This window comes from Pseudobacteroides sp., from assembly GCF_036567765.1.
In the GTDB taxonomy this organism is placed as follows: domain Bacteria; phylum Bacillota; class Clostridia; order Acetivibrionales; family DSM-2933; genus Pseudobacteroides.
The window spans coordinates 61252-86111 of the sequence record NZ_DATCTU010000006.1 but is presented as its reverse complement, the minus strand read 5'-3'; the positions used below and the strand labels follow the sequence as shown (position 1 = coordinate 86111).

Below are 24860 nucleotides of genomic sequence, written 5' to 3'. Positions count from 1 at the left end.
CAAAGTACAAAAATGCAGCATTCTTTAAGGATTATCCAGGTAATTGACTCCTCAAATAGAGAACCGTTTAATATAGTTACAAATCGTTTTGATCTCTCTGCTGAGGAAATTGCCGATATATATCGCTTAAGATGGACTATTTTCCTACATAGATACATTTAAAAAATTAATTGTAAATTTCGACCCAGCATATATTGATAAAGAGGCGTATCATTCTTGGAAAGAAGAAAGTAATGACCCTGGGTTTATTATTCCAGAAGGTTTCCCCAAATGCCCTAAACATGGCACATTTTTGTATTTTAATGGGTGCATTGTCTGTAATGATTGCTAAAGGGTGGGGAAAAAGCGGTCTTTGGATGATAAATGTGTAAATTGCCAATAAAGTCAAGAAGGGGCATTGACTATGAAGAATAAACTAGTGGCATGAAATTCTAGATGATTATATGGACTTATGGAGAAAATATTTGAAAACAACATTCTTACAATAAATTTAGAGGATATTTGTCCAATTTGTCAAGAAAAAAATCTTCACCAATATTATCCCAATTATAAAGTTGAAAAAGTCAAGTACAAAAAGAAGTTTTATAAAGGGTTAGGATGTTTATGGCAATGGTATGGTTCATGTTTTCACTACAGATTTATACATTCTGTTTATGTTCCATTGAATTGGTCATGTGATATTAAAGTTGAAGAATGGAAACTTATAATTGTACTAGAGCTTTTTTATAAGCTTCTAATATAAGTGAACTAATTATATTATGTAAACTATCCGATATATATATCAAGTTTTGTTGTTCTAATATCCAAATATAAAATATTCATTTAAGGAAGAGATGCTGATGAAAAGTATAAAGTACAAATTAATGTTACCTGTAATTGCCATAATGATTTTTTTTATTTTTATTATTTGTATCCAATTCATTACAGTCAAAAACAATCTTCAGATGGTAAAAGAAATGAATGAAAAATCCTTTACTACTTTATCAAAGTCAGAGGATCTAAAACTTAGTGTTGTACAAGTACAGCAATGGCTAACAGATATTAGCACTACAAGGGCTGCAAAAGGATTCGATGATGGATTCGAAGAAGCTGAGAAGTATGCACAAAATGTAAAAACAACTCTTAATGTACTTATTGAAATAAACCCTGGACAAAAAAAAGAACTGGATAAAATAAGAGAAGATTTTGATCCATATTATGAATTGGGAAAAAGAATGGCTAATGCTTATATAAATGGTGGGCCGGATGAAGGCAATCAAATCATGGGGGAGTTTGATAAAGCAGCAAAGAAGATTAATAGTAGTGTAGATTTTTTCAAAGATAAATCTAGAATTAATGTAGAATCAACTATTAATAATATTGAAAAATCTACCCAAAAAGCAATATTTTCATTAATAATTTCCGTATTGGCATTATTAATAGCAACTGCATTAGTATGGTTATCAATAACAAAAATCATTATTAAACCCATCACGCTATTTAAAAAAGAACTAAATGCACTTGCTGAAAATGGTGGCGACTTGACCCGGCAAATTCATACTTACTCAAAAGATGAGATTGGCGAACTTGCTTTAAGCATTAATAAATTTATTGCCAATATCAGGTCCATCATTATTGATGTGAATAATTGCTCCACCAGTGTCGGAGAAGCAGCAGATGCTATATCCAAATGTTTAACCGACCTGAATTCAAATATCGAAGTTACATCGGCAACGGTTCAACAACTATCATCAGGAATGGAAGAAACAGCTGCAACCGCAGAGCAGATGAATGCATCTTCTGCTGAAATGGAAACTGCAATAGATGCAATAACAGCAAAAGCTCAAGAAGGGACAATTGCATCAAGAGAGATTAGTATAAGGGCAAATGAACTTAAATCCAGTGCATTTGAATCACAGCAAGCTACTCAAGAAATTTATGATAAAGAGAGGAATAAGCTGGAATCTGCATTAGAGCGGGCAAAAGCAATTGAGCAGATAAGAGCACTCTCCGATGCCATACTGCAAATATCATCTCAAACCAACCTCCTTGCTCTCAACGCTGCGATAGAAGCAGCACGAGCAGGAGAAGCTGGGAAAGGCTTTGCGGTTGTTGCAGACGAAATAAGAAAATTGGCTGAAGACTCCAAAAGCACAATCAATGAGATACAAAGAGTTACAAAGGAAGTTGTATCATCAGTCGAGAACTTGTCAGACAGCTCAAGGACAATTATGAATTTCATGGACAGTAATGTCAAAAGGGATTACCAGAGTATGCTACAGACTGGGAAACAGTATAGCGAAGATGCTGAGTTCATTGATAGTTTAGTTTCAGATTTTAGCACAACAACTGAAGAGTTGTCGGCAAATGTGGAAGGTATTATAAAGGCTATAAACGAAATTTCTATGACTGTAAATAGAGGAGCTGCTGGAACGCAAAATATTGCAGAGAAAACATCGCAGATAGTTATTGAAGTGAATGAAGTGCAGAAACGAATGCTTATCACCATGGAAGATGCAAGGAAATTAAAAGAAACTGTTTTAAAGTTTAGTGTATAACATATTATTAAATTTTCAAAATTGCAGGGACATTTCTCAAAAAGCATGACAGGAAGAGAAGTGTTCCTGTAGTTGTTTCAGGAGTTATAAAAACGCCTGTAACTAAATTTGGAGGCCAGCCAGATTGGCTAACAGAAGCAAGCGGCCTATATCTTTATAATACACCCTGAAGGCCCAGATGAAGATTTTTTTATCTTGATCCGTACTTATCCATAAATTCGATTAACACTGACAAGGCTAAGCTTTGCAGAACTCGGACATATGTTAGCAATAAATCCATACTCTACTGCTGTATCTGTTTATATGGTATGTGCAATCTGCCCTTGTAGGTGATTTTAGGCGTTATATTAAGAACTTGTTAAATTTGGAAGTTAAACAAATTAAGACAAATTAATGCAAAATGATTATAATGGATATTAGGCAAGCAATCAGCGATTTTTCACGGTATGTGATATTGAATATTATGCATAAATGACAGTATTACAAAATCAAAAAATATTGGAGTGATTTTTTTGAAGGGTATTGTGATTAAGGATGTTGAATTAAAAGAAAATCGTTCGTCAGCATCAAAGACTATTACTCTGTTACAGGTTGGAGAGAAATTTGATATATTAAATCCCAGAGTGGGAACATATGAAATCAAATGGGTAGACATCCAAACAAAAGAAGGGATAAAAGGTTTTATCAAACAAGAGAACCTAATTGAAATAGACTCAAAGTATACATTAATCGAAAGAAGTGCTGATGTAAGGTACAGTTACATTGCAGGAAGGCATACTTTAGGCTAAAACGGCAATAATATAAAAAACGTTTTTGCCAAGGAGTAGCCAGTATGAAGTCTTTTATACCATTAAGAGTGTATTATGAAGAAGTGGTAGAGGAATATGAACAGGGAAAAGAGTTGTTGGAAAGATATAAAAAAATGGATATTCCGCTTATCCCAATTAATGCTCATCATAAAATTGAGGAACTGAGATGTCGACCTAATAAGGAATTTACTAAAATGAAAAAATACCTGATATTAGGGACAAGAAAAACCGTTAATTTGACCCCAAACGATAAGAGTGCGGATTTTATTGTGCCCTTCACCTCCAGTGGTTGCACTGCTTCGTGTCTTTACTGCTATTTGGTTTGCAATTTCAACACAAACTCTTACCTGCGGATATTTATGAATAGAGATGAAATGCTGGGTAAAGTGAAAAAAATGATTAAGAAGTCAGGGGAACATAAAGTCTATGAGCTAGGATGCAATTCTGACATGGTACTGGAAAATACCATTACAGGAAACTTGAAATGGGCAATTGAGCAGTTTGGGAAACTGGAAAATGCAACTGTTACTTTTGCTACAAAGTTTGATGCTGTGGATGATCTTCTGACAGCTGATCATAATGGACACACGCAGATGCGGATTTCAGTAAACCCTCAAGAGATTATTAGAAAGGTTGAATTCGGCACCAGCAGACTTAAGGATAGAATTGCTGCTGCCAACAAAATGTTTGAAGCTGGATATAGGATAGGATTGAATATTGCTCCCATAATTCTGGAGGAAGGTTGGGAAGAGATGTATGAAAATATGTTCAGGGAAGTTAAAGAGCTTTTATTGCCGGAACTTAAAGAGCAATTGTTTGTAGAAGTTATATTTATGACCTATGGATTGCCTAATTTCTATATTAATACGGAATGTATGCCCAATGCGGTAAATTTATTGGATAAAGAAAAGATGAAACCTAAGGGGCCAGGAAAGTACACCTATCGCAATGAAATTAGAAACCCTGCGGAGGATGTTATAAGAGGGTTTATTGGGAAGTATTTGCCAGAGGCCTCAATAAGCTACATTGTATGAACCCCACATTATAAAATATCTTCTTCCATATAGCTGCTTCAGGAAAATTTTACTATAACTTGGTGTTTGTGTCTTGAGAAATCTATAGCCTTTTTGATATTATATAGTAATACAATAATCTACAATATATTCAGTGAAAAGGCGGTGCGGAATGTTAAATACAAATATATGTTATGAAAGGTATATGTTCATTGCCTGCTCTTAAAGAATCACTTACCGGAAAAGCAGTATGCCTAAGCAGTGAGTCCAAGGGGTGTCCAGGCATGAAAGCAGGATTGGGATTTACAGATTCTCCATCTATACCTGGTGGAATTGAGTGTTTCTTGTCCTGCGGAAGAGGGGAAGGCTTTCCCCATGGTGAAAGGTTGAAAAAGAATCCTGAAATTGCAAAAGCTTATTATGAGGGGCTTCCTAAAAATGTACACAATGCAAAATATATTGTGTTTAAGCCTGTGGAGATATTAAACAATGAAGAGCCGAAACTAGTCGTTTTCTTAGGGAATCCTGATCAAATCTCCGCCTTGATTTCTCTTTTCTCTTATGAATCAAGTTTTGTTGATAATGTTATTACACCTATGACTTCAGGATGCAGTTCGTTGGTAAAAATACCGTTAAACGAATTAAGAAGAGACAAACCAAGGGCAGTGGTGGGTCTGGTGAACATTTGGGCCAGACCGGTGTTTGAGGCTGATGCTTTCGCCATTACAGTACCATATGAGGATTATCTCAGAATGGAGGAAAACTCAAGAGATTGCTTTTTTCAGGCAAAAACCTGGGAAGGCGTTAAGAATAGGCTTGAGTAGATTCCACCGCACATAGGAAATCATATCTCTTAGAGATACCATTGGTTTGTGGGCTTTTTGCCTTAGTCATTGTGTGATCTATATCATTCATTTGCAAGAATAATTCATATAAGTGTTTCTCCTGAGCTCCGCAATACTCTGCACCTATATCGGTAAGTATTCTCATAACAGGTATCATGTGACTCTCAAAGAATGGTATTACTCTATCATTGAGTACATCTGCTGCAGTTACTTGTTTTATATCATAAAAATGTTGTCTGCTAACACCATGGATTTTACACGCTTCGCTGACATTTTGTAAATATTCTGCCAACTCTAATAGGCTCGTCTTGTTCTTAACTATCCTGTCTTGTACTGTCATAGTTTTCCTCTCCTTTTTACGTTTGATTGCTGCCAGGAGAGGTATTTCCCATACCCTATTCATGCACTGTCAAGTCAAGTTAATTCTCTAGCAGATAATGCTATAATACAAAGTGGCACATCTATTTTTTACAACAATGTATGTGTTACTCAAAATAAATGTTTTTATTTCTAGAATTATTATAAACATTTCAAGTTAAAATTACTCACCTATCTTTCAATCATTACTTTAGCACCAATATTTATAAAATCAAAGAAGTCTTCTATATCACTATTTTTTAAACCAACACATCCCCAAGTCCAGTTACTGCCAAAGGTTTCTTTACTTCCTCCATGAATACCCACACTTCCTCCCAAATCTGTTTCCTGGGGAGGAGTTTCCAAGTTATTAATCGCATTTTTTATCTTATTATAGGTTCCATTGTTAATTATACCATTTTGCAATCCACGTTCTGCATCTTCTACGTTTGGATAACTAAGCCTCATCCATCTTGATCCAAGGTAATAATCCTCAGGACTTAAAACTGATTTCTCAGTTATATAAAATGTTCCCTCAGGAGTTTTATGATCACCTACAACCTCTTTATCATTTAATCCGTTATCACCAATTTCCATATGGTATGATTTTAGTAAAATTCCATTAGAAAAAACACCCAGTACATGATCAGTCTTATTAACCCGGATCTCCAAAGGTGCAACGTTAATATCTATTCCCTTGGCATTTATTATATCTCTAAGGGATTTTTTCTCTATTACAGGGATTTTAATAATATTTCCTTTTTCAACTTTTAGATTTGGTTTATTAATCCACTTTAACTCACTTGGTGTAATTTTATAATTCTTTGATATTGATAATAAAGAATCATCTTTTTTAATCAAATACTCATCAGGTTTTATATTAATTTGAGTCCCATTCTTACTATCTGAATACTTAGGATTATTGCCTATAAATATTGATGAATACCCCCTATCCCTTGCTACCTCCCCAGTACTTCCTGTTGTTACATAATATGGCGAAAATCCAAGTAAAATAACTACTAAAAGGGATACGGGGATTATAAAAGTTAACCTTTTTATTATTGACCTCATCTAAACTATTTCACCTCCTATAGATTAACCGGAGGATATTGTAACACAAAATAACTTTAAAAACTAATGGAATATAAGGAATCAATAACAGAACCTGGCATTGATTTTGCTAAGTGCGTTTTTACCAAATTTAGACACTGATGTTAATGGAGGTCAATGTTGATGGCTGTAAATCTAAATCTCTCAATACTCATTCTTTATATATTGTGCAAAAAGGGCGGTGAATTACCGTACTATTTATTTAATATGTGGGGGTGTAAGGGGTGTTTGTGGCAACGGAACAGTTAACTTAATTACCAAAAACTATAGTATTTATAGTAAACAACGTCGAAAGTGCTCACAATACCAAGTTTTGATATAAAAACATATAAGTATTAGAAAAGAATCTGCTACATTTTATGTAAACAATAGCGATATGTGACTTTTAAACATTAAAGGCAATCTCAACGGTTCAAGGTGCATCCGTCATAGTGAAATTTTTGCATTAGAAACCGAAGACCAGCAGGAAAAGCGGACATTCCAGCAATTAGCAAAAACTTTTGATGATGATTTTGTAGTGACAGTTTTATTATTTAAACTGTCTACCATATAGGCAGCATATCAGCAGCTCCAAGGAAAGAAGGTTTTTATTATTTATCGGCCTACTTTACCACAATGCCTTTTTCAACAATATTGGGGAAAGGCTTGTAATAGCTTTTTCCTAGTTGCTTATCCGTTTTTGTTCCGTCCTGTTTTTCTATTGTAACCCATGATTTTACTGTTGCACCGTCCATTCCCTCTGCCACCTTCTTTTCACTGTTCGCAGGTAATAATGTATTATTACGGTAGATAGTCGGTGCCGCTTGCTTATTTGTTATCTCATGATGCCATTCTACCCTTGGAGCCTTTTCTTTACTGTAAAATCCTATATAAAGTATATTGTCTATGCCTTGTGCCCAAATTAATATAGGAGAACCGGTATCATTTTTAAATTTAAAATCACTTTGCCCATAGAATACAGTAGCATCCTGGCCATAAGGGACATAAGGAACCGGCATGCTGTGGTTATGCCTCTCAACAACCTGGAGATTGCTTAAAACGACTACGTTATACAGGGTAGATGCTATCTTGCACACCCCTCCACCGACAGTATTTACAAGATTTGCCCCGCTATAAGTCGGTCCGGTTTTGAACCCTCTCTCTTCCGTATATGGGCCGATTTGCCGGTTTTGTGAAAAAACCTGTCCCGGTTCTACCATATTACCTGCAAGATAGCGGGCAGCCAGGTGTACATTCTCTTCTTCACCGGAAAGAGGGTCTTTCAGTACGGTACGGTAAGCAGCCAGCATTTCAGATGTACCTTTTTTCTGCTGTGCAGATTTGAAACCTTCGTCATTTTCCCATGGTACTTGCGTTGCAACTCCTGATGTTAAATTTTTTTCTGTTTCCTTCAATATACCCGGATTACCTTCAGCTGACATACGTTTTTGTGATTCCATCTTGTTCTGCGGCTCCGCACTTTTTAGTTTACCTTTATCAGACGGGGTATGTGCAGAGCATGATACAAGCAATAGAAGCAAGAATGAAATTATTAGCAGGGATATTAATTTTAATCTTTCTTTAATCAATTTGATTCACCATTCTTGTAAATTTCAGTATATATTTCTACTGTCTTTATATTATTTGTATTAGAAGAGAAAATACACTTTCCACTTCCTGCCTTTATCTAGGTATTCAAAAACAATATCAAAAATCAGATATCTCTTAACCTCATCTCCCTTTATATCACTGCATTGCATAAATACACATCTTTTTGAAACACTTACCTCGAATTATATCAATTGCCTGAAAAATACTAATAAAAGAGGTGATATACATTGAGTAAATTCAAATACATTTTAATTGCCATATTACTTATTCTTAATGCTATAACTCAAATTTCATGCAGAGCCCAAAACCCAATAGCAGAGCAGGAAAAGTTCAACCCTGGAAATGCCTCATCCACCGGTAATGTTCAGTCACCTAAACCCAGTCCCACGGAGAACAGGAATTTGTCCACCGGCGAAAGAGTGCCTATTGCCGGTTTTGAAACAACTTTGCTTGATAAAGACCCTGACAGGGTTAATAATATATCAATCGCTGCCAGTAAAATAAGCGGCTTCAAAGTTGAATCGGGAGAAGTTTTTTCCTTTAACATGGTTGTTGGAAAAAGGTCCTTAGAGGATGGGTATGAAAAGGCAAAAATTATCATGAATGGAAAGAGGAAAGAAGCTATAGGCGGAGGTGTTTGCCAGTTAAGCAGCACCCTTTACAATGCTGCTATAAAATCCGGTTTGGAAATCGTGGAAAGGCATCCACACAGTAAAGATGTCCATTATGTTTCCCGAGGGAATGATGCTGCTGTCAGCTATGGAACCATGGATTTCAAATTCCGTAACTCGAAGGATTACCCTGTTATAATTGAAGCAGGCATAACAGGTGGCAAAGTATTTGTAACAATTTTCAAAGCCTAATTTAAACAAACAGCAAACAACTTTTTAACCCATCAACAAAAGTTGTTTATAATCAAAAAGGTAGGGATAAAATGAAAAGGATATCTACAATTTTAATAATCATTCCGATATGCTTGCTGTTTCTGTTAGCAGGTGTGTGGAAATACCAGCCGCAAAAGAGAAACAACAATATCAAAAAGCTTGAATATAACTCCGGGAATACTCCTGCTTCCTACAGACTTCCCGGTGAATTTGAAAAACAGCAGGCCATTTGGCTACAGTGGCCATCGGAAGCCTATAACGTCGGCAATCATCCTGTAAGCCCTGTAATCATAAATGTTATAAAAGCTATTGATCCGTTTATCAGGGTCAATGTAATGACAAGAAGCAAGGATGAAATCTCACAAATAAAGGCTTTACTCAAATCAAGCGGCTATACAGGCACAAGTGTAAGCTTTTACGATATCAACCATATGTCTATCTGGACCCGGGATGTAGGTCCGGTCTTTGTAATGAACGCCAATAACAAGCTTAATGTTGTAGATTTCGGTTTTAACAATTACAGCCGGGATGGAAGCCAGGACTATATCAATGTAGAAGGCCAGGTAGATAGGCTTGTAGCTCAAAGGTTCAATCTTCCTGTTATAGCTACCAGCCTTATATCCGAGGGCGGTGCAATAGAATCAAACGGGAAAGGTACCTTGATGACAACTGAATCTGTTGTACTGAAGCGCAATCCCGATATGACAAAACAGCAGATTGAGAACGAATACAAAAGAGTTTTCGGGCTAAAGAAAATAATTTGGCTTAAAAAAGGCCTTGCGGAAGATGACAGAATTACAAGCGGCCATATAAATGAAATAGCAAGGTTCGCCAGTCCTAATACAATACTTCTGGCACAGGTATTACCCGGAGACAGATATGCAAACAATTACACAAACGAATCATATTTAAGGCTTGAAGAAAATTATAATATACTTAAGAATTCAACCGATCAGGACGGTAAACCATTTCGCATTATAAGGATACCTATGCCGCCAATGGTCTACGGTAAACCAAATGAAGAAGGCAAAACACCCATACGCAGTTATTTGAACTATGCTGCTACAAATGGTGCTGTTTTATTTCAATCCTATTGGAAATCCGGGCTTTCTACTGAACTGAGGGACACTGAAAACGGTGTCATCGATATATTCCGCGGAGTATTTCCCGGAAGGCAAATAATCGGTATAGATTCTGAAAATGTAAACCTCTGGGGCGGAGGGCTCCATTGTATAACCCAGCATATGCCTGCTGAGTAAAGTCAGAGCACGGCTACTAATTTAATAAGGCGAATAAGGGGGTAGACCTTATTCGCTGCTTCAATCTAACACCATTCCGTATAGAAAAGTCCTCAAAAATGGTATATCAGCATATAATCATTAACCCGTGTTTTTTCACAAACGCTCTTATTTTTATATGATTATTGGTGTTCCGGTGACCATATAGCCGTAAAAGTCCTCTAGGATGTATATATAAACTTATAAGTGCTGATTCTGAATTTGAAAGCACCAAAAGTATAACACCAGAAGAAAGTGACGATCCAGTTTCACTTGCTATACCACTTTATTATGGAACTTTTGGATGGCAGTTTACAGCGATAGATTTTACTCTCTATAGATGTAGATTATGACGCAGCTAGTGGAGCACCATCTAACAGGAATAATATAACAAGATGGGTTTTTCTAAAAACTTTGGGGGATTTTATAAATGCGAATGTTCAACATCTTCTGATGATCCAATAGCTTCAGATAATGGTTTAGGTGCAAAATTATATTACACTTATCGTTCTGGCGTTTCATAACAAGGATGAAAATCAATGCTACAATAGAAGTTTTAAAAGAGAATCCGTTACCGAGTGGAGAAGATAATCTCTTATCCGATACAATCATTCTTGTAGGGAATGAAGCTAACGGAAAGAAAATGAAGAATCCCTTACGGCGGGTTACTTGTATATAATGAGAAGGAAGGCTGCCCAGTATATATATTAACCAACAGATTTGATTTAACTGCATTGGAGATAGCCAATCTGTATACCTTTAGGTGGCAGATTGATTCCCACAACAAAAAGTATTACAATAACTCCTTTTCAGCTTAGCGTACAATTTCCGCAAAAAACTGCCGATACCCCAGTTGGAAAGCAAGAAATTAATTAAGGAACCGATCTATTGAATTAATAGAAGTAATATGATGGATGGACTGGAACAATTTGTGCCCTGTTTTAAAGCAAAAATTTTTGTTACATTAATCAAAATAGGATATAAATATAGTAGAGGTGGGCCGAATGAGAAGTTTTGAGGAACTTTGCAAGGAAAACTATAAAAGAATATATAAATACATATTTACGATGACCGGAAGCAGGGAGTCTACTGAGGATTTAATCCAGGACGTCTTCACAGTTGCCTATGAAAAAGGCGAAGCCTTTTTGCATCATGAAAAACCGCCTGCATTTTTGTACAGGACGGCACGGAATCTTACGCTTACATATTTAAAGCAGCATAGGATTTCTACAATGGAATATCTGTCTGAAAATATTGCTGACAACGATACTGACTTATGTGAAAAACTCTTAATGGATATAGACCGGAAAATTGATGAGACGGCTTATACCGGGCAAGTGATTGGAAGTTTGAATTCAAATCAGCATAAGCTTTATACTCAACGTTACATAGAGCGTAAATCAATTAAAGAAATTGCTTCGGAGCAGGGCATCAGTGAAACAGCAATGCGTATGCGGCTGGTAAGACTTAAGCGGGGAATACAGGGTATAGTCAAAAATTTAAAACTTGATGATAAATAAGTTACATTAGGTAAATTTAGATATATATCAGTGTAAGGTGCTTTACTGAGAAAGTTGAGGTAATTCATATGGATAATATTTCACAACTCATGAAGGAATTGGATACGGCTGTCCTATGTGACAATATCGAAAAAGCAGATGAAATTTCAGATAAATTGTTTCATTTGCAAGGTAGCATGGAAGCGGACACTGTAATGCCAGACCAGTTTTTTGAAAAAATCAAAGACAGAAGCAAACAAAAATCAGGAGGTCAAAAATCTATGAATACGAAGAAGATTATCAGTATAGCTGCTATCGCAGCTGTTATCGCAGTACTTGGTATTACTACGCTGGCTACACGCTGGTTTGGTATCAAAGATTTGGTTATCAAAAACAATGATAACGGAGTTGCTGTGACAAAAAATATGAGTGATTCGGATTCTCGTGGTGAGACTGCTGCTACCTCGGATGTAGCAGCACCTATCGTAGACAATGGAAAAAAAGAACCGGAATTAATTGCTCTACAGGGGTATCCCGACAGTAATGAATACAAAGCCAGTGCTGCATGGAATTTATTTTGTACCGGATATGACACTGATCACAGCCTTCTGAATGCGGTAGGGAACGGTTCCAATGAAATTACTAAGAAATACCCGATGTATCTGGTATACACTCAGGAAATGGCAGATAAACTGGAGGAGATTGTTAAAAAATATGGACTGACATTGCATAATTCCATGACAGTTATTGATAGCCGTGAAGAATTAATCAAACAGGCAGATGCGGGTGATTTTATTGGAAATGCAAATACGGTCTTGGGAGGCTATGTTTACAACGACGGTACTTTTCAATTCGATGGTGAAGCGATATTGAAAAACAGATCGAGGATTGCCTACCAGTTCGGAAACTATGTGAAAGGTACTTTTTCCTCTACGTATCTTAACATCGGTGAGGCAAATGTCTATAAAGAGTGGACATATAAAACAAGCAGCGGTGTAAAGGTCTCACTGGCACTCAGTGGGAGTAAATCTCTGGTTATTGCAGATCTGAAAAATTCTTATGCTGTCATAAACGTACTTTCTGGAACAGAAGGAAACGGCTCATTAGTTTCAGGAAGCATCACGGCTGAGGTTTTACAGGAATTTGCGGATTCATTTGATTATTCGCAGATAAAATAATTTTGGGTAAGCAGATGCACACATCATCATGAATTGAATATGACCGCTCCGGCAGATATGATAAAGACTGCCGGAGTGTTTTTTTAAGTATAAACCAATTATTCATGAAGAGGCAAAACCGAGACCTTCTTAGGGTATAAGCAGTTTTTGCTAATTTTGTACGCTAAGGGCTTAAACGCTTAGAAAATCTATATCTTATATCTAATATTCCCACGATTAAAAGCATTGCAATAACTGCTTTTTCAGCTTAGCGTACAATTTCCCCAAAAAACTGCCGATACCCCTATTATATTTTTAGCCTGCTCATCATACTGCTTTATATTCAAATAATCTCTTATGGACACAGTGATAATTCAACTAAGTAAGGATTTTCATGAAATTTACCAACAGCGTTAATTCATATCATATCCTTACAATTCGTAAGGTTTAGCCGATATACTGACATATGCCAATATAAAAAATGAGGTATCCCGTGATGAACCTTCATAAATACTAGAAATTTTAATTTTTATCTTTACACTTTTTTGCTATTTCACTTCACCTTTCCTGTTGGAATTTTGATAAGAGTAGCAGCATGAGACTTAATGGTGAATGGCTGTGGATGCTATAATGCACACAATAATTGGGGTAATTACCTTAATGCGGATTACCGAATGTTGAATGTAGAAGTATGTCGAATTTTGTTGTTCTATGCCTTGTAAAAATACATAATAGATATTAGTTAACATAATTCCAAAAACAAAAATACATAAAAAGGATGAGATGCTAATGAAAAGTATAAAGGTCAAATTAATGTTACCTATATTTGCTTTAATGTTTTTTTATTCTCATTATTTGTACTCAGTTTATTACAGCTAAAAACAATCTAAAGATGGTGAACGAAATGAATGGAAAATTCTTCACCACTTTATCGAAGTCTGATGATTTAAAACTTAATGTTGTACAGGTACAGCAGTGGATTACAGATATTAGTGCTGCAAGGGCTGCTGAAGGATTCGACGACGGGTTTAATGAAGCAGATAAATATGCACAAAATGTAAAGACAACTCTTAATGAGCTTATAAAGATTAATCCAGAGCAAAAGAAAGAACTTGATAAAATTAGAAAAGATTTTGAACCGTATTATGAAATGGGAAAGAGAATGGTTAAGGCCTATATCGATGGGGGTCCGGACGATGGTAATCAAGTCATGGGAGAGTTTGATAAAACTGCCGAAATAATAAATAGTGAAGTATTAATAGTTTCATTATTTGCATTAATTACAGTAATCGTTATTGTATGGTTATCCATATCAAAAATCATAATAAAACCCATCATGCTGCTGGAGAAAGAGCTTAATTCACTAGCTGAAAATGGAGGCGACTTAACGCAACAAATTCATGTTTACTCGAAGGATGAAATTGGCAATCTTTCAACAAGTGTTAACAAGTTTATCACTAATCTTAGGTCTATTATGATTGATATCAATAATTGCTCTGATAGTGTTGAAGAGGCCGCGATAACTGTATCAAAATGCTTAACTGAGCTGAATTCAAATATAGGGGACACATCAGATACAGTTCAGCAGCTCTCTTTAGGAATGGAAGAAACTGCTACAGCAACCGAGCAAGTAAATACATCTTCCGAAGAGATAGAAACTGCAATAGATGCAATAGCTGCAAAAGCTCAAAGAGGGTCAGCGGCAGCAAAAGAAATTAGTAGCCGAGCCAATGAATTGAAATCCAATGCGGTTGCTTCACAGCAGGCAGCACAAGAGATTTATGAAAAGCAAAGATACAAGTTGGAATCGGCATTAGAGCAAGCGAAGGCGATTGACCAGATTAAAGTGCTTTCTCACGCTATTTTGCAAATATCATCTCAGACCAACTTTCTTGCTCTCAATGCTGCGATAGAAGCTGCCAGAGCAGGAGAATCGGAAAAAGGGTTTGCTGTTGTTGCAGACGAAATAAGAAAGCTAGCTTAAGACTCCAAAAGTACAATTAGTGAGATTCAAAGAGTTACAAAGGAAGTAATATCATCGGTTGAGAATTTGTCAGATAGCTCAAGGGAAATTATAAGTTTTATGGATAGTAATGTTATAGGAGACTACGAGGAAATGCTGCAAACTGGAAAACAATATAGTGAAGATGCCATGTTTATTGACAGATTGGTTTCTGATTTCAGTGCAACAGTTGAAGAGCTGTCGGTGAATGTGGAAAGTATCATAAGGGCTATAGGTGAAATTTCAATGACTATAAATAGTGGAGCTGCAGGGACACAAAATATTGCAGAAAAAACATCAAGCATTGTTGATCAAGTGAATGAAGTCCATAAACAAATGCTTATTAGTATGGAAGATGCAAGAAACCTAAAGGAAACTGTTTTAAAATTTAATTTCTAACACTTTATTTGAACCATGTGAGCATGTAATCAAGCTGCTTTTGCTGGAAGTCTATATTCATACATAAGTTCATTGCATCAACTGCCTTAGAAACTTCCCTCATGCTTTCTTCCATGTCTATCATAGCCTGCACTTGCTTCAGGTGCAACCGATTTACTGACTCAATCAATTCCCAGCCATTTTTACCTGGCGGATAGGCAGAATTTACGTCAGCTTTCTCCTTCAATTCAGAACGAAGCCTGTAAATAATGAAAAAACAATCTATTAATTGCTGCAGTGATGATCTGTTCAGCATTTTATTGCCAGTGACGGTTGTTTCCCTCAATATATTCTTCTTTTGAACATAAATATCCCTTGCTGCTTCATTATATTTCACTTTCCATTCCCTATGGAGGTTCAAGCAGCCTGCACAAGAAATATAATCTTTTGTAGAGGTGTCCTCTTCAGCCGACTGCATGCTGCAATGCACTTTAGTTAAAGCTGCCGCAATATTTTCAATGCCTTTGATGTGTGCTTTAAGCTCATCTGAGCTAAAGGAAAGCTCATTCATCCATTTAAGATAAAAATGTGCCAAATGCACTGGAAAGACACTGCCATGTCTCCTGCTGCAACACAGTAAAAGTTGTGCCATCAGAATCTTGAGGTTCTCAGAATGTTTTAGTAAAAGCTGTGGAGATAACCTGTTTCTTATGTTTTTTAGCTCAATCTTTCTCCTTTTTGATAACTCGTCATAAAGTCCTTCTGTAAAACAAAAACCGTCTAAAAGCGTATAGTGACGGCTTCCTGCCTCGCTAACCACACGCATTACGCCCCACATAATGCCGATATAAAGTTTCAAGTCGGAAAAAGCCTCTTCGGAAACCATAAGTGTTGTGGATTCTGGGCTTTCTTCTGCAGCTTCCAGCCAGGGACATATAAATGTAATTGAGCGGCCCGGTATATTAATTACTGCTTTTTTTGAAGCATTCATAACATCTGCTGTAACCGACAGGCTTTTTATCTTTGCATGGTTTTCGAGTTCCAGCTTTCCAAGGTCAACAATAGGCTGGCATATTTCAATGTCTTCGCTTTGGCTAATTATCGGAGGGTATTCCCCTTTCTTATACTTCAATAAATCTTCCCAGTTATACCCTCTAAGCCTTGATACTGAAAGGTTAATATCATAACCATATTGATGTATAAGTGCACCCTTTAAAATCCGTTGCCAGGAAAATGATCGGAATATTTCTATGAAACGATTAATAGGTGTTAATTCAAACCCAATGGGAACTATTTTGTCAAATTGGCCCAAGAAAGAGGTCTGTGCATAGGGATATTTTATAAATGCTGTGAAAATACTATCACACTTTGCATACTTTTCATCATGCCATTTTTTTTGCTCAATAGTTTGGCTTAACCGCTTATCACCACTGTGGCTTATTATTCTGCCATACTGTCCAACCAAGCTGCGGTTTGTGTAGTAATTCCAGCTCAAAGCACTATATCCTGTTAATTCTCTTCTGACAGAATCATTTTTAAATGCTTCTTTAAGTACTGTAAAGTTTTCTTTTGAATATGCAAATACCTGGAAAATATAATCGCCAAAATATAATTTGGACACAAAATGAGTCCCGTAGTTCTGAAAAAAATCCAAATAACCTTCTGCCTGCCTCTCTGTGACTATGGCATCATGTTTAAGACCTTCACATAGCTTGATTCCGGGCCGAAGCCTTGACATAGCCACCCTGCCCTCCTTGGTTAGGTGCAGTTGCTTGTCAAATGTGACTGCACCAGTTTCCCGTAACACTTCATGAGAAGCTTCACCTGAAAAACGCCTTAGTTTCACTAGCATATAACTGCAATCCTGCGTAAGATCAAGCCCCATATAGCTTCCTAATTTTCCAAGAACTTCACTATTGTCAGGATGGTCTAGTATGAGTGGACCTGTAGGTATATTAAATACTTTTTCCTTCCCTTTGAAGGGCAATACCCTGTATTCAAACAAGCTGCTCAAGAGGCTTTTTACCTCATCATGTAGAGTTATTAATGGATAACTGAAAAATGTCTGTGGCTCTAAAATTGGCTGAGGAAGTGAAGTTCTTATTGGCTTACAAGGAAGTGAAAAAAATGGAGATCCATCCTCATCATAAAACTTCCACAGAGGCTTGAAACCATATATAATATTTACAGATGTTCCTATCTGAACGTTTGATTTGAACAATAATATCCCTCCATATAATTGGTTTTACTGTATTTTCCCCAGCCAAATTTAAAATCAATATTGGTTGTAATAAGCTTTAATCTTTGAACTTAAGAAATTTTCCAAAGACCACAAGGTCACCGGGTACATAAGCACTACTCATCTGGATGAAACCTTTTGCAGGGAACAGAAGGTTTTGCAATGCAAATATGGAAATTGCCTGAAACTTTGTTCCGGCCATTTGCTGCTGAATTGCTCCTGGAATATCCTTTTTCATCTCATCCTTTACCCTCATTTGAAGGGTATTGTCATTACATTCACAAGGTCCGGTTGGTTTCAATGTGGTATTGTCAACACTGACTGTAGGTGTTGTGCTGGCAATCTGTATAGTCTGAAGTCCTTCGCTTCCTCCCACAACGATATTGTAGTAACCAGTCATGTTAAATGTCACATTGACACTGTGCCACTCCCAAGGAGAATAGTGAAAAAAGCCATATTCATCATAAACTTTATATCTGTATTGGAAGCTTATTTCTTTTGTATTGCTGTAGCTTAAACCAATACCATTATACTTGTCGGGTAAAAAGGTCATACCATTGATATCCCAGCTTACAGCATTTCCTGACGGACTCATCCTATACTGGTCTTTATCATTTCCAAAGTTCACATTTCCTTTAACGTTGCCAGCAAGAACCCTGGCATTCCAAGCTTTATAGTCATCCCCCGGGTCGACTGTTTCAACAGTAACATTGTTGCCCACGCTGTTAAAGCTGTGTACAAAAATATCCCGGAACATGATTTTGGTATTAATCATGAGAGAACAGTCGTTTCCATCTGGAATCGGCTCATTGACATTAATGGTCAGATTGTTCTGCTGAGTGCCGCTGGTGGTAATAAATATCTGTAGAATATTTTTATTGCTGTTGGTAGTCATTACGTTAAGCTTGAAGCTTCTTGGCACTAGAGAGTCAATGGTTGTGAGGTTATTTAAGTCCAATGTATTTACAAGGTAGGTTATATCACTCTCCGTAAAATAGGTAGTCAATTCTTCTCTAAGTCTGGTATTGTTAACGGAGACATTGAGTTTCTGGGCAGTAAAGCTTCCTTTTCTAAAATCGAGTATTACTGATTTGGTATTTTTACCCCCTTTTGCATCCTGCACAAGGCCATCTACAGTACCTAAGGCTACTGTCCCTTGTATATATGGGCTATTAGACACATCGATTGCTTGTTCCTTTCCCCACCTGATTCCGGGATCATTGATATCGTAATCATTAGGGTCAAAAGCTTCATCAACAAACTTAGAGCCTTTCTGGGTATGTCCGCTTGTAATAAGCTGCTTGACTGTCACATAATCACTATTATTGGTTTCAAACTGCATGATGGGTGTATCAAGGTTTACGCTAAATCTGGTATATGAAGCTATATATGGGGTAGAAGGTGGCTGCGGATCAGGATCAGGGTTATCTATCTTCTCACAATAGCTGACATCAATAATCATAGGATTGGCACTAGTTCTGTTGTCATATTGTGATTTCAGGAACCTGTTGACAGGCTCTTCCATCATATTGAAAACCACGTCCCATCCCTTAAGAACCGCCTGATTTTGGTACATCTGGTCTAAAAGTTTATCCAGTGAAGTATTAGAATCATTTGATACTTCCGTCATAAGCATTTTCCTTTGATCTATCAGCAAAGCGGTAATACTGAAGGACAGCTCAATATCCACTGTCAAATCGTTAAATTCCAGTCCAGAATTGGTACTGCTGTCAGGAAGGCTAATTTGCCAAGTAGAAAACGGTGTAACCTTTGTGATTTTTTCATCTATAGAGCCAGTTTGATCTCCAAAAATTGCCTTTCCGTCTAAAATCCTATAATCGTAGGGGCCAAAATACCGTTCATTGGTATTAAAAGCAATGGCGTTACCTTTACGATCCCTGTCTTCAAAGGGGTTTCCCTTACAGGTTAAATTAATTAGGTATTCTCCTGAGTTAGAACCCTTAATTCCCAAAATGTTAGCAACGACTTTATCTATACGGACCATTGAATACTTGTGAAACTCCGTTGAGCTAGGCTGGATAATAAATTCAAAAATATTGCCTTCAATAAGTTCCTTCACGGGCACCTTTTTTATCCTATAAACAATGGGTTCGGATACGGGCTTTGGCGTTGGATTCATCATAGTCAATGCATTAATTATATTTTGCTGCTGTAATGACATAACCTGTTTGACACTTACCAAATCGAACCTGCTGATCGGTGCAGGTGCCCCTAAATATTCAAATTGTACCGCTGAATCTTGCAGCATTAAAGTATCTGCCAACATAGCCATAACCTGCTTCAACTGGAATTGAATCTGACCGCTCAGTCCCACTAAATCAACAGAGCTTATTTCAGGATCACTGATATCACCAAGATGTAGGGATTTTGATAAAGAATCCATGCGTTCTGCCTGCTGGGCATTGACCTTCACCAACTGCTGGTTGTAATATATTTCTGTTTTCAAGCTCCCTAGCTTTGCGTTGGCATCAATCCATGACTGTGCCCTCAGTGCAAGGATTTTAAAAGCAGCAATAAGGTCAGCCTTTGCTTTTTGAGGTCCGCTGTCATTAGGAACATTAACCAGGGACGCTTCCAAATGTATGCTAAATTCTTCCCATTCACGGGCAGTAGGCATATCCAGGTCATTATTGAGATTGGAAAGTGCTTCCGATATCTCATTAAGAGCACTTACATCATCTGCAATTTCACCGCTCAGCTTTGTGAGTGAATTAACCGTTTCAATAACATCCTTTATTTTGGTTGCCATCTCAGCTAATTTTTTCACAGATTCTGTTTCTGTTAAAGGAATAAATAGTGCCACACCTAAAGTAAATACATTCTGTGCGATATCAAGGCAGAATTTCATTATCTGGTCTGATTCCCATTCTACAATTGCCAACTGGAATGCACTCACTGTTTCATCTACAGCCCTCTGCTGCTCCAGCATCAGATTATTGAGGTTATTTATATCTGTAATGGTTGCATCGAATTCCTGTTGTTTCTGTGCTACTATCATATTGTAATGTGTAGACATGTCTGTCTGGTTTTGGGCAAGATCGGCAAAATACCGAGTGAGAAGGCTGCCTGTGCTTTTGATATTCTCATTGAGCTGCTGCGATGTCTCAATAGTCAGCTCTGCCAGCTTCCGCACAGAAATATCCCTTTGATAATCCCGCAGTTTATCCGATAATTCATCAGCAACAACAATCATGCTGTTGACATAATCCTTATATGTGCTATAAGTAAGATAAGGTACAGGGGTTCCTTCTGTACGCAGATTACCTGATATTTTTGAAAGATAGATAGCCCGATTTCTATGATTTAAAAGCATGGGGTCTCCGCAGTCAACTGGAATGATACTTGCAAGCCAGTCTAAATACTGCTTTTCAAACTTTCGGATTTCCTCAGCATTGGTTCCCCGAGAAGTAAGTGCTGACTGCGCAGACACTAACGAGAAGCCGATGTTGGTAGATTGGTTTTGCAATATATCCAAAATGGGTTGTATCCTCATATCTGCCTTAATACCGATTGTAAAGCGTCCTGTCAGTACATCTGGTTCCCCTGTATAATAAAGAAAAGCATCAGTCAGGGTATAATATTCCACTCCGTCAGCATTGCGTATAACAGCTGCTCCAAGCATATCACCACATACCAATTCATGGGATTCGTAAGCTTCCCCGGAGAACTCCAGTACAGGAATTCCACTGGAGGTAGTTGCATCAATAATATATGACATAATTATCACATTTTTACCTGGAATCTTTTTGGGCTGTTGGTTTCCCAACTCAAGCACATGGGTAAAAACACTGAAATTTTGAACCTGTTGGGTGTTAACAAGGGTAATGGCATTGATATCCACAAATTCCTGGTAAATATCAACCGTTGGCGTAGCAATAGTCGATAGCCACAGATCTGATGAATTGGGGAATATTTTGGTCCATTTATAACCTGCATCAATCCTGAAGTCAACCTTAATGCCCTGCAAATACTTTTGAAGCATGCAGGCCTTGAATAACCTGTTCCACAGGTTTACTACCCTTAAGTCTGAACACAACTGTGAAATTGGGAGGAGTTCAAACCCTGTAACAGTTACCGAATTAAACTGTTCGCAGAAGTTACTTCCACTTTTTGAACTGTCATAAGCCATAAAAATACTGTCATGCAGTGCATATTTATCGTCTCTCCATTCACCTTTACTCACTGTCAGGCTCAAAACCGGGTCCTTACCAAGACTGATTATGCTGCCGTACTGGGTTACATAGCCGTAAGCATGGCCTGAAATGACGTTGTAGGCAGTGGTATAGTATTTGTATGATAAAGAGTCCAATCCGTCAATTACATCAGCATCTCCACGTTCATTGTCAAATACAGCTTTTAAATCATTATAGCTATTCTTATTGATGGCAAAAACCTGAAAAAATACATCTCCAAGTTCTACTGCTGAAACAAAATGGGTTCCATATTCATAGCACAAATTTAGTAAATTCAGACTTAAATCCATATTAAGGCCTGTCAGTGTTGAAGTGCTTATGTCTTTTGGCAGTGAAGCGGCAAATGCATTAATAGCTGCTTTTGCGTTGAGGGTCAAATATTGCTCCCTATGCTGCTTTCCAAAATCAGAAACATATTCATGAACTGCCTTACCGGAGTTCCTGACCATTCTGACCAGCATATACGAATCGTTCTTCGTTAGGTCAATCCCCAAATAGGCACTCAAGCTTTGCATGGAAGCTGCTGAATCAGCATCCTTAAGTGTCAGAGGGCCTGAAGGTATTGAAAACACTGTTCCTTCGTTTTCCGGTGGAAGTACATTATAATCATAAAGTTTGCTGATAAGACTTACAACATCGTCATGGATACTAATGACAGGAAGGCTCCAAACTCCTGTATTAGACACAGTCTGTACATCGTAAGTGTCAACAGCAATTTGCAAAGGTATATAGAAGGGCTTTGAGCTTTCATCATTCCTATCCCATACAGGTTTGAAACCATATAAAAGATTAGCTGTGTCCCCCAATTTTAAACTAGAAATTGTTGCCATGTTTCGACCTCCTTATTTTACATTAATCCTTCTATATTCAGCAGATGCATTCAAGGATTTATCTGCTATCATACCTTGCATATATTGAATATTCTTTTCCTGGCGGACAAAATAGCTGATATTTATATAGTAGGTAATCTTAACATTTACTTTGAATGGATCTCACTATATATTTATTATGTGTAATAACTACATATTATTACATATATATCCATATATGCTTGCTAAATGTAAACGGTTAATTTCTGATTGCAGATGAAATGACAACAATGCTAGATACCATTATTTCCAGGTTAAGGAACTTGTACCGTTTGTAATATTTGCTGTCTGAAGCATTGCAATGCTTGCAGGATCATTTCCGGAAAGTTCAATTACAATACTATCATTTCTTCCGTTTGTTGTTAAATCAGGGTCGGTTGCTTGCATGGTAAAAGGAACACCTGAATAGAGTATGAGCCTGGGTTCGTCTTTTTCTCCTGCAAGATTGGTAGTAATACAAGGAATTATGTTATTGACAGTAGTAGTGTATTTAAGTGTAGGATCTCCGAGAAGAATTCCTTTTGGGCAGCCTACTTCAGTGTAATTGTCTATAATACCGGCCATATAATCTTTGTAAGCTTGTCCTACAGGTGTACCGCTTGCAAGCTTTGTATAGAATTCTTCACTGTAGCCGTATCCCCATCCGCCTGTTGAACCGGTAACATTTAAAACATAGTTATTAGTAAAAAGGTATGCTGCACCTATATTATTTTTTTAACTATGATACCGTTTTCTATTGCGTTATATTGACATGCAGAGCAGCTTGACAGTTGCATGAAATTAACCTTGGGAACAACGGGATTTGTCAGAATCCTGTTGTACGTGTAATCACTATATCCCATATTATAACCATTCCAAACGACTACTTGATGGTAATCATTTGAAGAATGTATAGTCTGTTGATAAAATTTATAGCCCTTTTCAAGTTCCTGTTCAATCCTGTCGGGTGTTGTTAACGAATCGTCAAAAAGGCTGTATACTTGAGGTGTAACTCTTCTCAAATAAGTGGGCACACTTTTATCTTGTTTATAATCATTACAGTCTTGTAATAGAAGGGACCTTTTTTGTGATTCGGTATCAAGATTACTTCCCTGAACTCTATAATTATGAATTTTATTTAGATAACTTTTTACATATACTACATATACTGCTTCTTGAGCAATCGTATCAGTTATGCAGCCTGAACTTATACTTCCATAAATCATATCCGGTGCAAAACCACGCAAAACATCATTGGAAGGGTTCGGAGAATATGGAACAAATGCACCCGCACTATTTAAGCTTCCCCAGTTACTCATATCCGCATAGAAAAGATCTGTCGGAAGATTTGTGGAACCTGCATCGTATGTCCAGAATGCAGTAGGAATACTGGGATGTGAACCTATAAGTACGAATCCTTCATACCCGTTATTATAAAAGGTGCGTATACGTTCCTTTAAAGCAGTAGCATTTATGCATGTGTATTGAGGGGTGGTTGAAATTGTTATTAATTGCGGCAGCCATCCTTCAGCCACCAGATTGTTCATATATACAGTAAGAGTACTGGCTATTTCTCCAGAACCGTAATCATATAAAGGCTTACTTACAAAAACGAGAAATTTGCGTCCTGTCGGTGAGGGTGATGGAGAAGGTGATGGAGATGAAGCTGCTGGAGCTGTTCCCCAAACCAGTGAACCACTTAAATATCCTGTAACTTTGGTATAGTCTGCATAAGTTGTTCCTATGGGATTGAAGGAATAGTCATCTGCTTGAGTATAAGTTGTATTGTCGGACTTGGCAAACCTTACTTGTATGTCTGTAGAGGCATTAGCTACCAGGCTTCCAGATTTAAACCCTATTTCAAGGTAACGGTCAGCTGTTCCCGATGGGTTTGTAATTGTTACAAAACTTCCTATTACATTAGCTGCATCGATTGTTGCCCAGTCGCACTAGAAATTTTGAGTTGCTGATGAATCGATAGTATAGTAATATCTTATTTTCAAATTTGCAAGGTCTATTGAGGATGAAGAACTGTTAAGTAGGTTTGTGGGAATTTTATTTTAGTGCATTCTAAATCAGAATATCTGGTCTCCCAAATTGG

Annotated in this window: 17 protein-coding genes and 1 pseudogene; 10 read left to right on the top strand and 8 right to left on the bottom strand. The window is 37.1% G+C overall.

Annotation, left to right across the window (positions count from 1 at the left end):
• The first annotated feature begins 839 nt into the window (after window positions 1-839).
• The 4 genes from VIO64_RS01275 (at window position 840) to VIO64_RS01260 (ending at window position 5183) form a co-directional block, all read left to right on the top strand.
• Window positions 840-2537, top strand: coding sequence for a methyl-accepting chemotaxis protein (locus VIO64_RS01275; RefSeq protein WP_331914430.1), 1698 nt, complete (start codon window positions 840-842; stop codon window positions 2535-2537).
• A 512-nt stretch (window positions 2538-3049) separates the two neighbouring features.
• The gene (locus VIO64_RS01270; RefSeq protein WP_331914428.1) at window positions 3050-3325 is read left to right on the top strand and encodes a hypothetical protein; all 276 of its coding nucleotides are present in this window, start codon (window positions 3050-3052) and stop codon (window positions 3323-3325) included.
• A 44-nt stretch (window positions 3326-3369) separates the two neighbouring features.
• Entirely contained in the window at window positions 3370-4380 is a 1011-nt protein-coding gene (locus VIO64_RS01265) for an SPL family radical SAM protein (RefSeq protein ID WP_331914426.1), read from the top strand.
• A gap of 173 nt (window positions 4381-4553) precedes the next feature.
• Complete coding sequence (locus VIO64_RS01260) at window positions 4554-5183, top strand: DUF169 domain-containing protein (RefSeq protein WP_331914424.1); 630 nt, start codon at window positions 4554-4556, stop codon at window positions 5181-5183.
• Window positions 5184-5205: 22 nt separating this feature from the next.
• Here the strand turns inward: VIO64_RS01260 and VIO64_RS01255 are convergent.
• The 3 genes and pseudogenes from VIO64_RS01255 to VIO64_RS01245 all read right to left on the bottom strand — a co-directional run.
• A pseudogene (locus VIO64_RS01255) lies at window positions 5206-5415 on the bottom strand (IS481 family transposase); the annotation flags it as partial.
• A 338-nt stretch (window positions 5416-5753) separates the two neighbouring features.
• Complete coding sequence (locus VIO64_RS01250; protein WP_331914422.1) at window positions 5754-6632, bottom strand: L,D-transpeptidase family protein; 879 nt, start codon at window positions 6630-6632, stop codon at window positions 5754-5756.
• Between the two features lie 641 nt (window positions 6633-7273).
• Complete coding sequence (locus VIO64_RS01245) at window positions 7274-8239, bottom strand: VanW family protein (protein WP_331914420.1); 966 nt, start codon at window positions 8237-8239, stop codon at window positions 7274-7276.
• Between the two features lie 249 nt (window positions 8240-8488).
• Between VIO64_RS01245 and VIO64_RS01240 the strand changes: the two genes are divergently transcribed.
• The 6 genes from VIO64_RS01240 to VIO64_RS01215 all read left to right on the top strand — a co-directional run bounded on the left by VIO64_RS01240 (window position 8489) and on the right by VIO64_RS01215 (window position 15479).
• Window positions 8489-9124, top strand: a complete 636-nt coding sequence (locus tag VIO64_RS01240) for a VanW family protein (RefSeq protein WP_331914418.1) — start codon at window positions 8489-8491, stop codon at window positions 9122-9124.
• A gap of 71 nt (window positions 9125-9195) precedes the next feature.
• Window positions 9196-10404, top strand: coding sequence for an agmatine deiminase family protein (locus tag VIO64_RS01235; RefSeq protein ID WP_331914416.1), 1209 nt, complete (start codon window positions 9196-9198; stop codon window positions 10402-10404).
• Window positions 10405-11426: 1022 nt separating this feature from the next.
• Complete coding sequence (locus VIO64_RS01230) at window positions 11427-11942, top strand: sigma-70 family RNA polymerase sigma factor (protein ID WP_331914414.1); 516 nt, start codon at window positions 11427-11429, stop codon at window positions 11940-11942.
• Between the two features lie 68 nt (window positions 11943-12010).
• Window positions 12011-13099: a hypothetical protein gene (locus VIO64_RS01225; protein ID WP_331914412.1), complete on the top strand. Its 1089-nt coding sequence runs from the start codon at window positions 12011-12013 to the stop codon at window positions 13097-13099.
• Window positions 13100-13982: 883 nt separating this feature from the next.
• Entirely contained in the window at window positions 13983-15062 is a 1080-nt protein-coding gene (locus VIO64_RS01220) for a methyl-accepting chemotaxis protein (RefSeq protein WP_331914410.1), read from the top strand.
• 99 nt (window positions 15063-15161) lie between these two features.
• On the top strand, window positions 15162-15479 hold the full coding sequence (locus VIO64_RS01215) for a hypothetical protein (protein ID WP_331914408.1): 318 nt from the start codon (window positions 15162-15164) through the stop codon (window positions 15477-15479).
• Between the two features lie 4 nt (window positions 15480-15483).
• Here the strand turns inward: VIO64_RS01215 and VIO64_RS01210 are convergent, their stop codons facing one another.
• From VIO64_RS01210 to VIO64_RS22995, 5 genes are all read right to left on the bottom strand, one after another.
• On the bottom strand, window positions 15484-17679 hold the full coding sequence (locus VIO64_RS01210; RefSeq protein WP_331914406.1) for an MAC/perforin domain-containing protein: 2196 nt from the start codon (window positions 17677-17679) through the stop codon (window positions 15484-15486).
• Window positions 17680-17755: 76 nt separating this feature from the next.
• Window positions 17756-22741, bottom strand: a complete 4986-nt coding sequence (locus VIO64_RS01205) for a hypothetical protein (RefSeq protein ID WP_331914404.1) — start codon at window positions 22739-22741, stop codon at window positions 17756-17758.
• A gap of 282 nt (window positions 22742-23023) precedes the next feature.
• On the bottom strand, window positions 23024-23344 hold the full coding sequence (locus VIO64_RS01200; RefSeq protein WP_331914402.1) for a hypothetical protein: 321 nt from the start codon (window positions 23342-23344) through the stop codon (window positions 23024-23026).
• Window positions 23345-23481: 137 nt separating this feature from the next.
• Window positions 23482-24306, bottom strand: a complete 825-nt coding sequence (locus VIO64_RS01195) for a hypothetical protein (protein ID WP_331914400.1) — start codon at window positions 24304-24306, stop codon at window positions 23482-23484.
• A gap of 402 nt (window positions 24307-24708) precedes the next feature.
• Complete coding sequence (locus VIO64_RS22995; protein WP_414705223.1) at window positions 24709-24813, bottom strand: cellulose binding domain-containing protein; 105 nt, start codon at window positions 24811-24813, stop codon at window positions 24709-24711.
• Window positions 24814-24860 lie beyond the last annotated feature (47 nt).

Excerpts from the sequence above, each read along its gene's own strand:
- VIO64_RS01275 (WP_331914430.1), top strand. The coding sequence starts at position 840 with ATGAAAAGTATAAAGTACAAATTAATGTTACCTGTAATTGCCATAATG.
- VIO64_RS01265 (WP_331914426.1), top strand. The coding sequence starts at position 3,370 with ATGAAGTCTTTTATACCATTAAGAGTGTATTATGAAGAAGTGGTAGAG.
- VIO64_RS01260 (WP_331914424.1), top strand. The coding sequence starts at position 4,554 with ATGAAAGGTATATGTTCATTGCCTGCTCTTAAAGAATCACTTACCGGA.
- VIO64_RS01250 (WP_331914422.1), bottom strand. The coding sequence starts at position 6,632 with ATGAGGTCAATAATAAAAAGGTTAACTTTTATAATCCCCGTATCCCTT.
- VIO64_RS01235 (WP_331914416.1), top strand. The coding sequence starts at position 9,196 with ATGAAAAGGATATCTACAATTTTAATAATCATTCCGATATGCTTGCTG.
- VIO64_RS01230 (WP_331914414.1), top strand. The coding sequence starts at position 11,427 with ATGAGAAGTTTTGAGGAACTTTGCAAGGAAAACTATAAAAGAATATAT.
- VIO64_RS01225 (WP_331914412.1), top strand. The coding sequence starts at position 12,011 with ATGGATAATATTTCACAACTCATGAAGGAATTGGATACGGCTGTCCTA.
- VIO64_RS01220 (WP_331914410.1), top strand. The coding sequence starts at position 13,983 with ATGAATGGAAAATTCTTCACCACTTTATCGAAGTCTGATGATTTAAAA.
- VIO64_RS01215 (WP_331914408.1), top strand. The coding sequence starts at position 15,162 with ATGGATAGTAATGTTATAGGAGACTACGAGGAAATGCTGCAAACTGGA.
- VIO64_RS01205 (WP_331914404.1), bottom strand. The coding sequence starts at position 22,741 with ATGGCAACAATTTCTAGTTTAAAATTGGGGGACACAGCTAATCTTTTA.
- VIO64_RS01200 (WP_331914402.1), bottom strand. The coding sequence starts at position 23,344 with ATGGCCGGTATTATAGACAATTACACTGAAGTAGGCTGCCCAAAAGGA.
- VIO64_RS01195 (WP_331914400.1), bottom strand. The coding sequence starts at position 24,306 with ATGAACAATCTGGTGGCTGAAGGATGGCTGCCGCAATTAATAACAATT.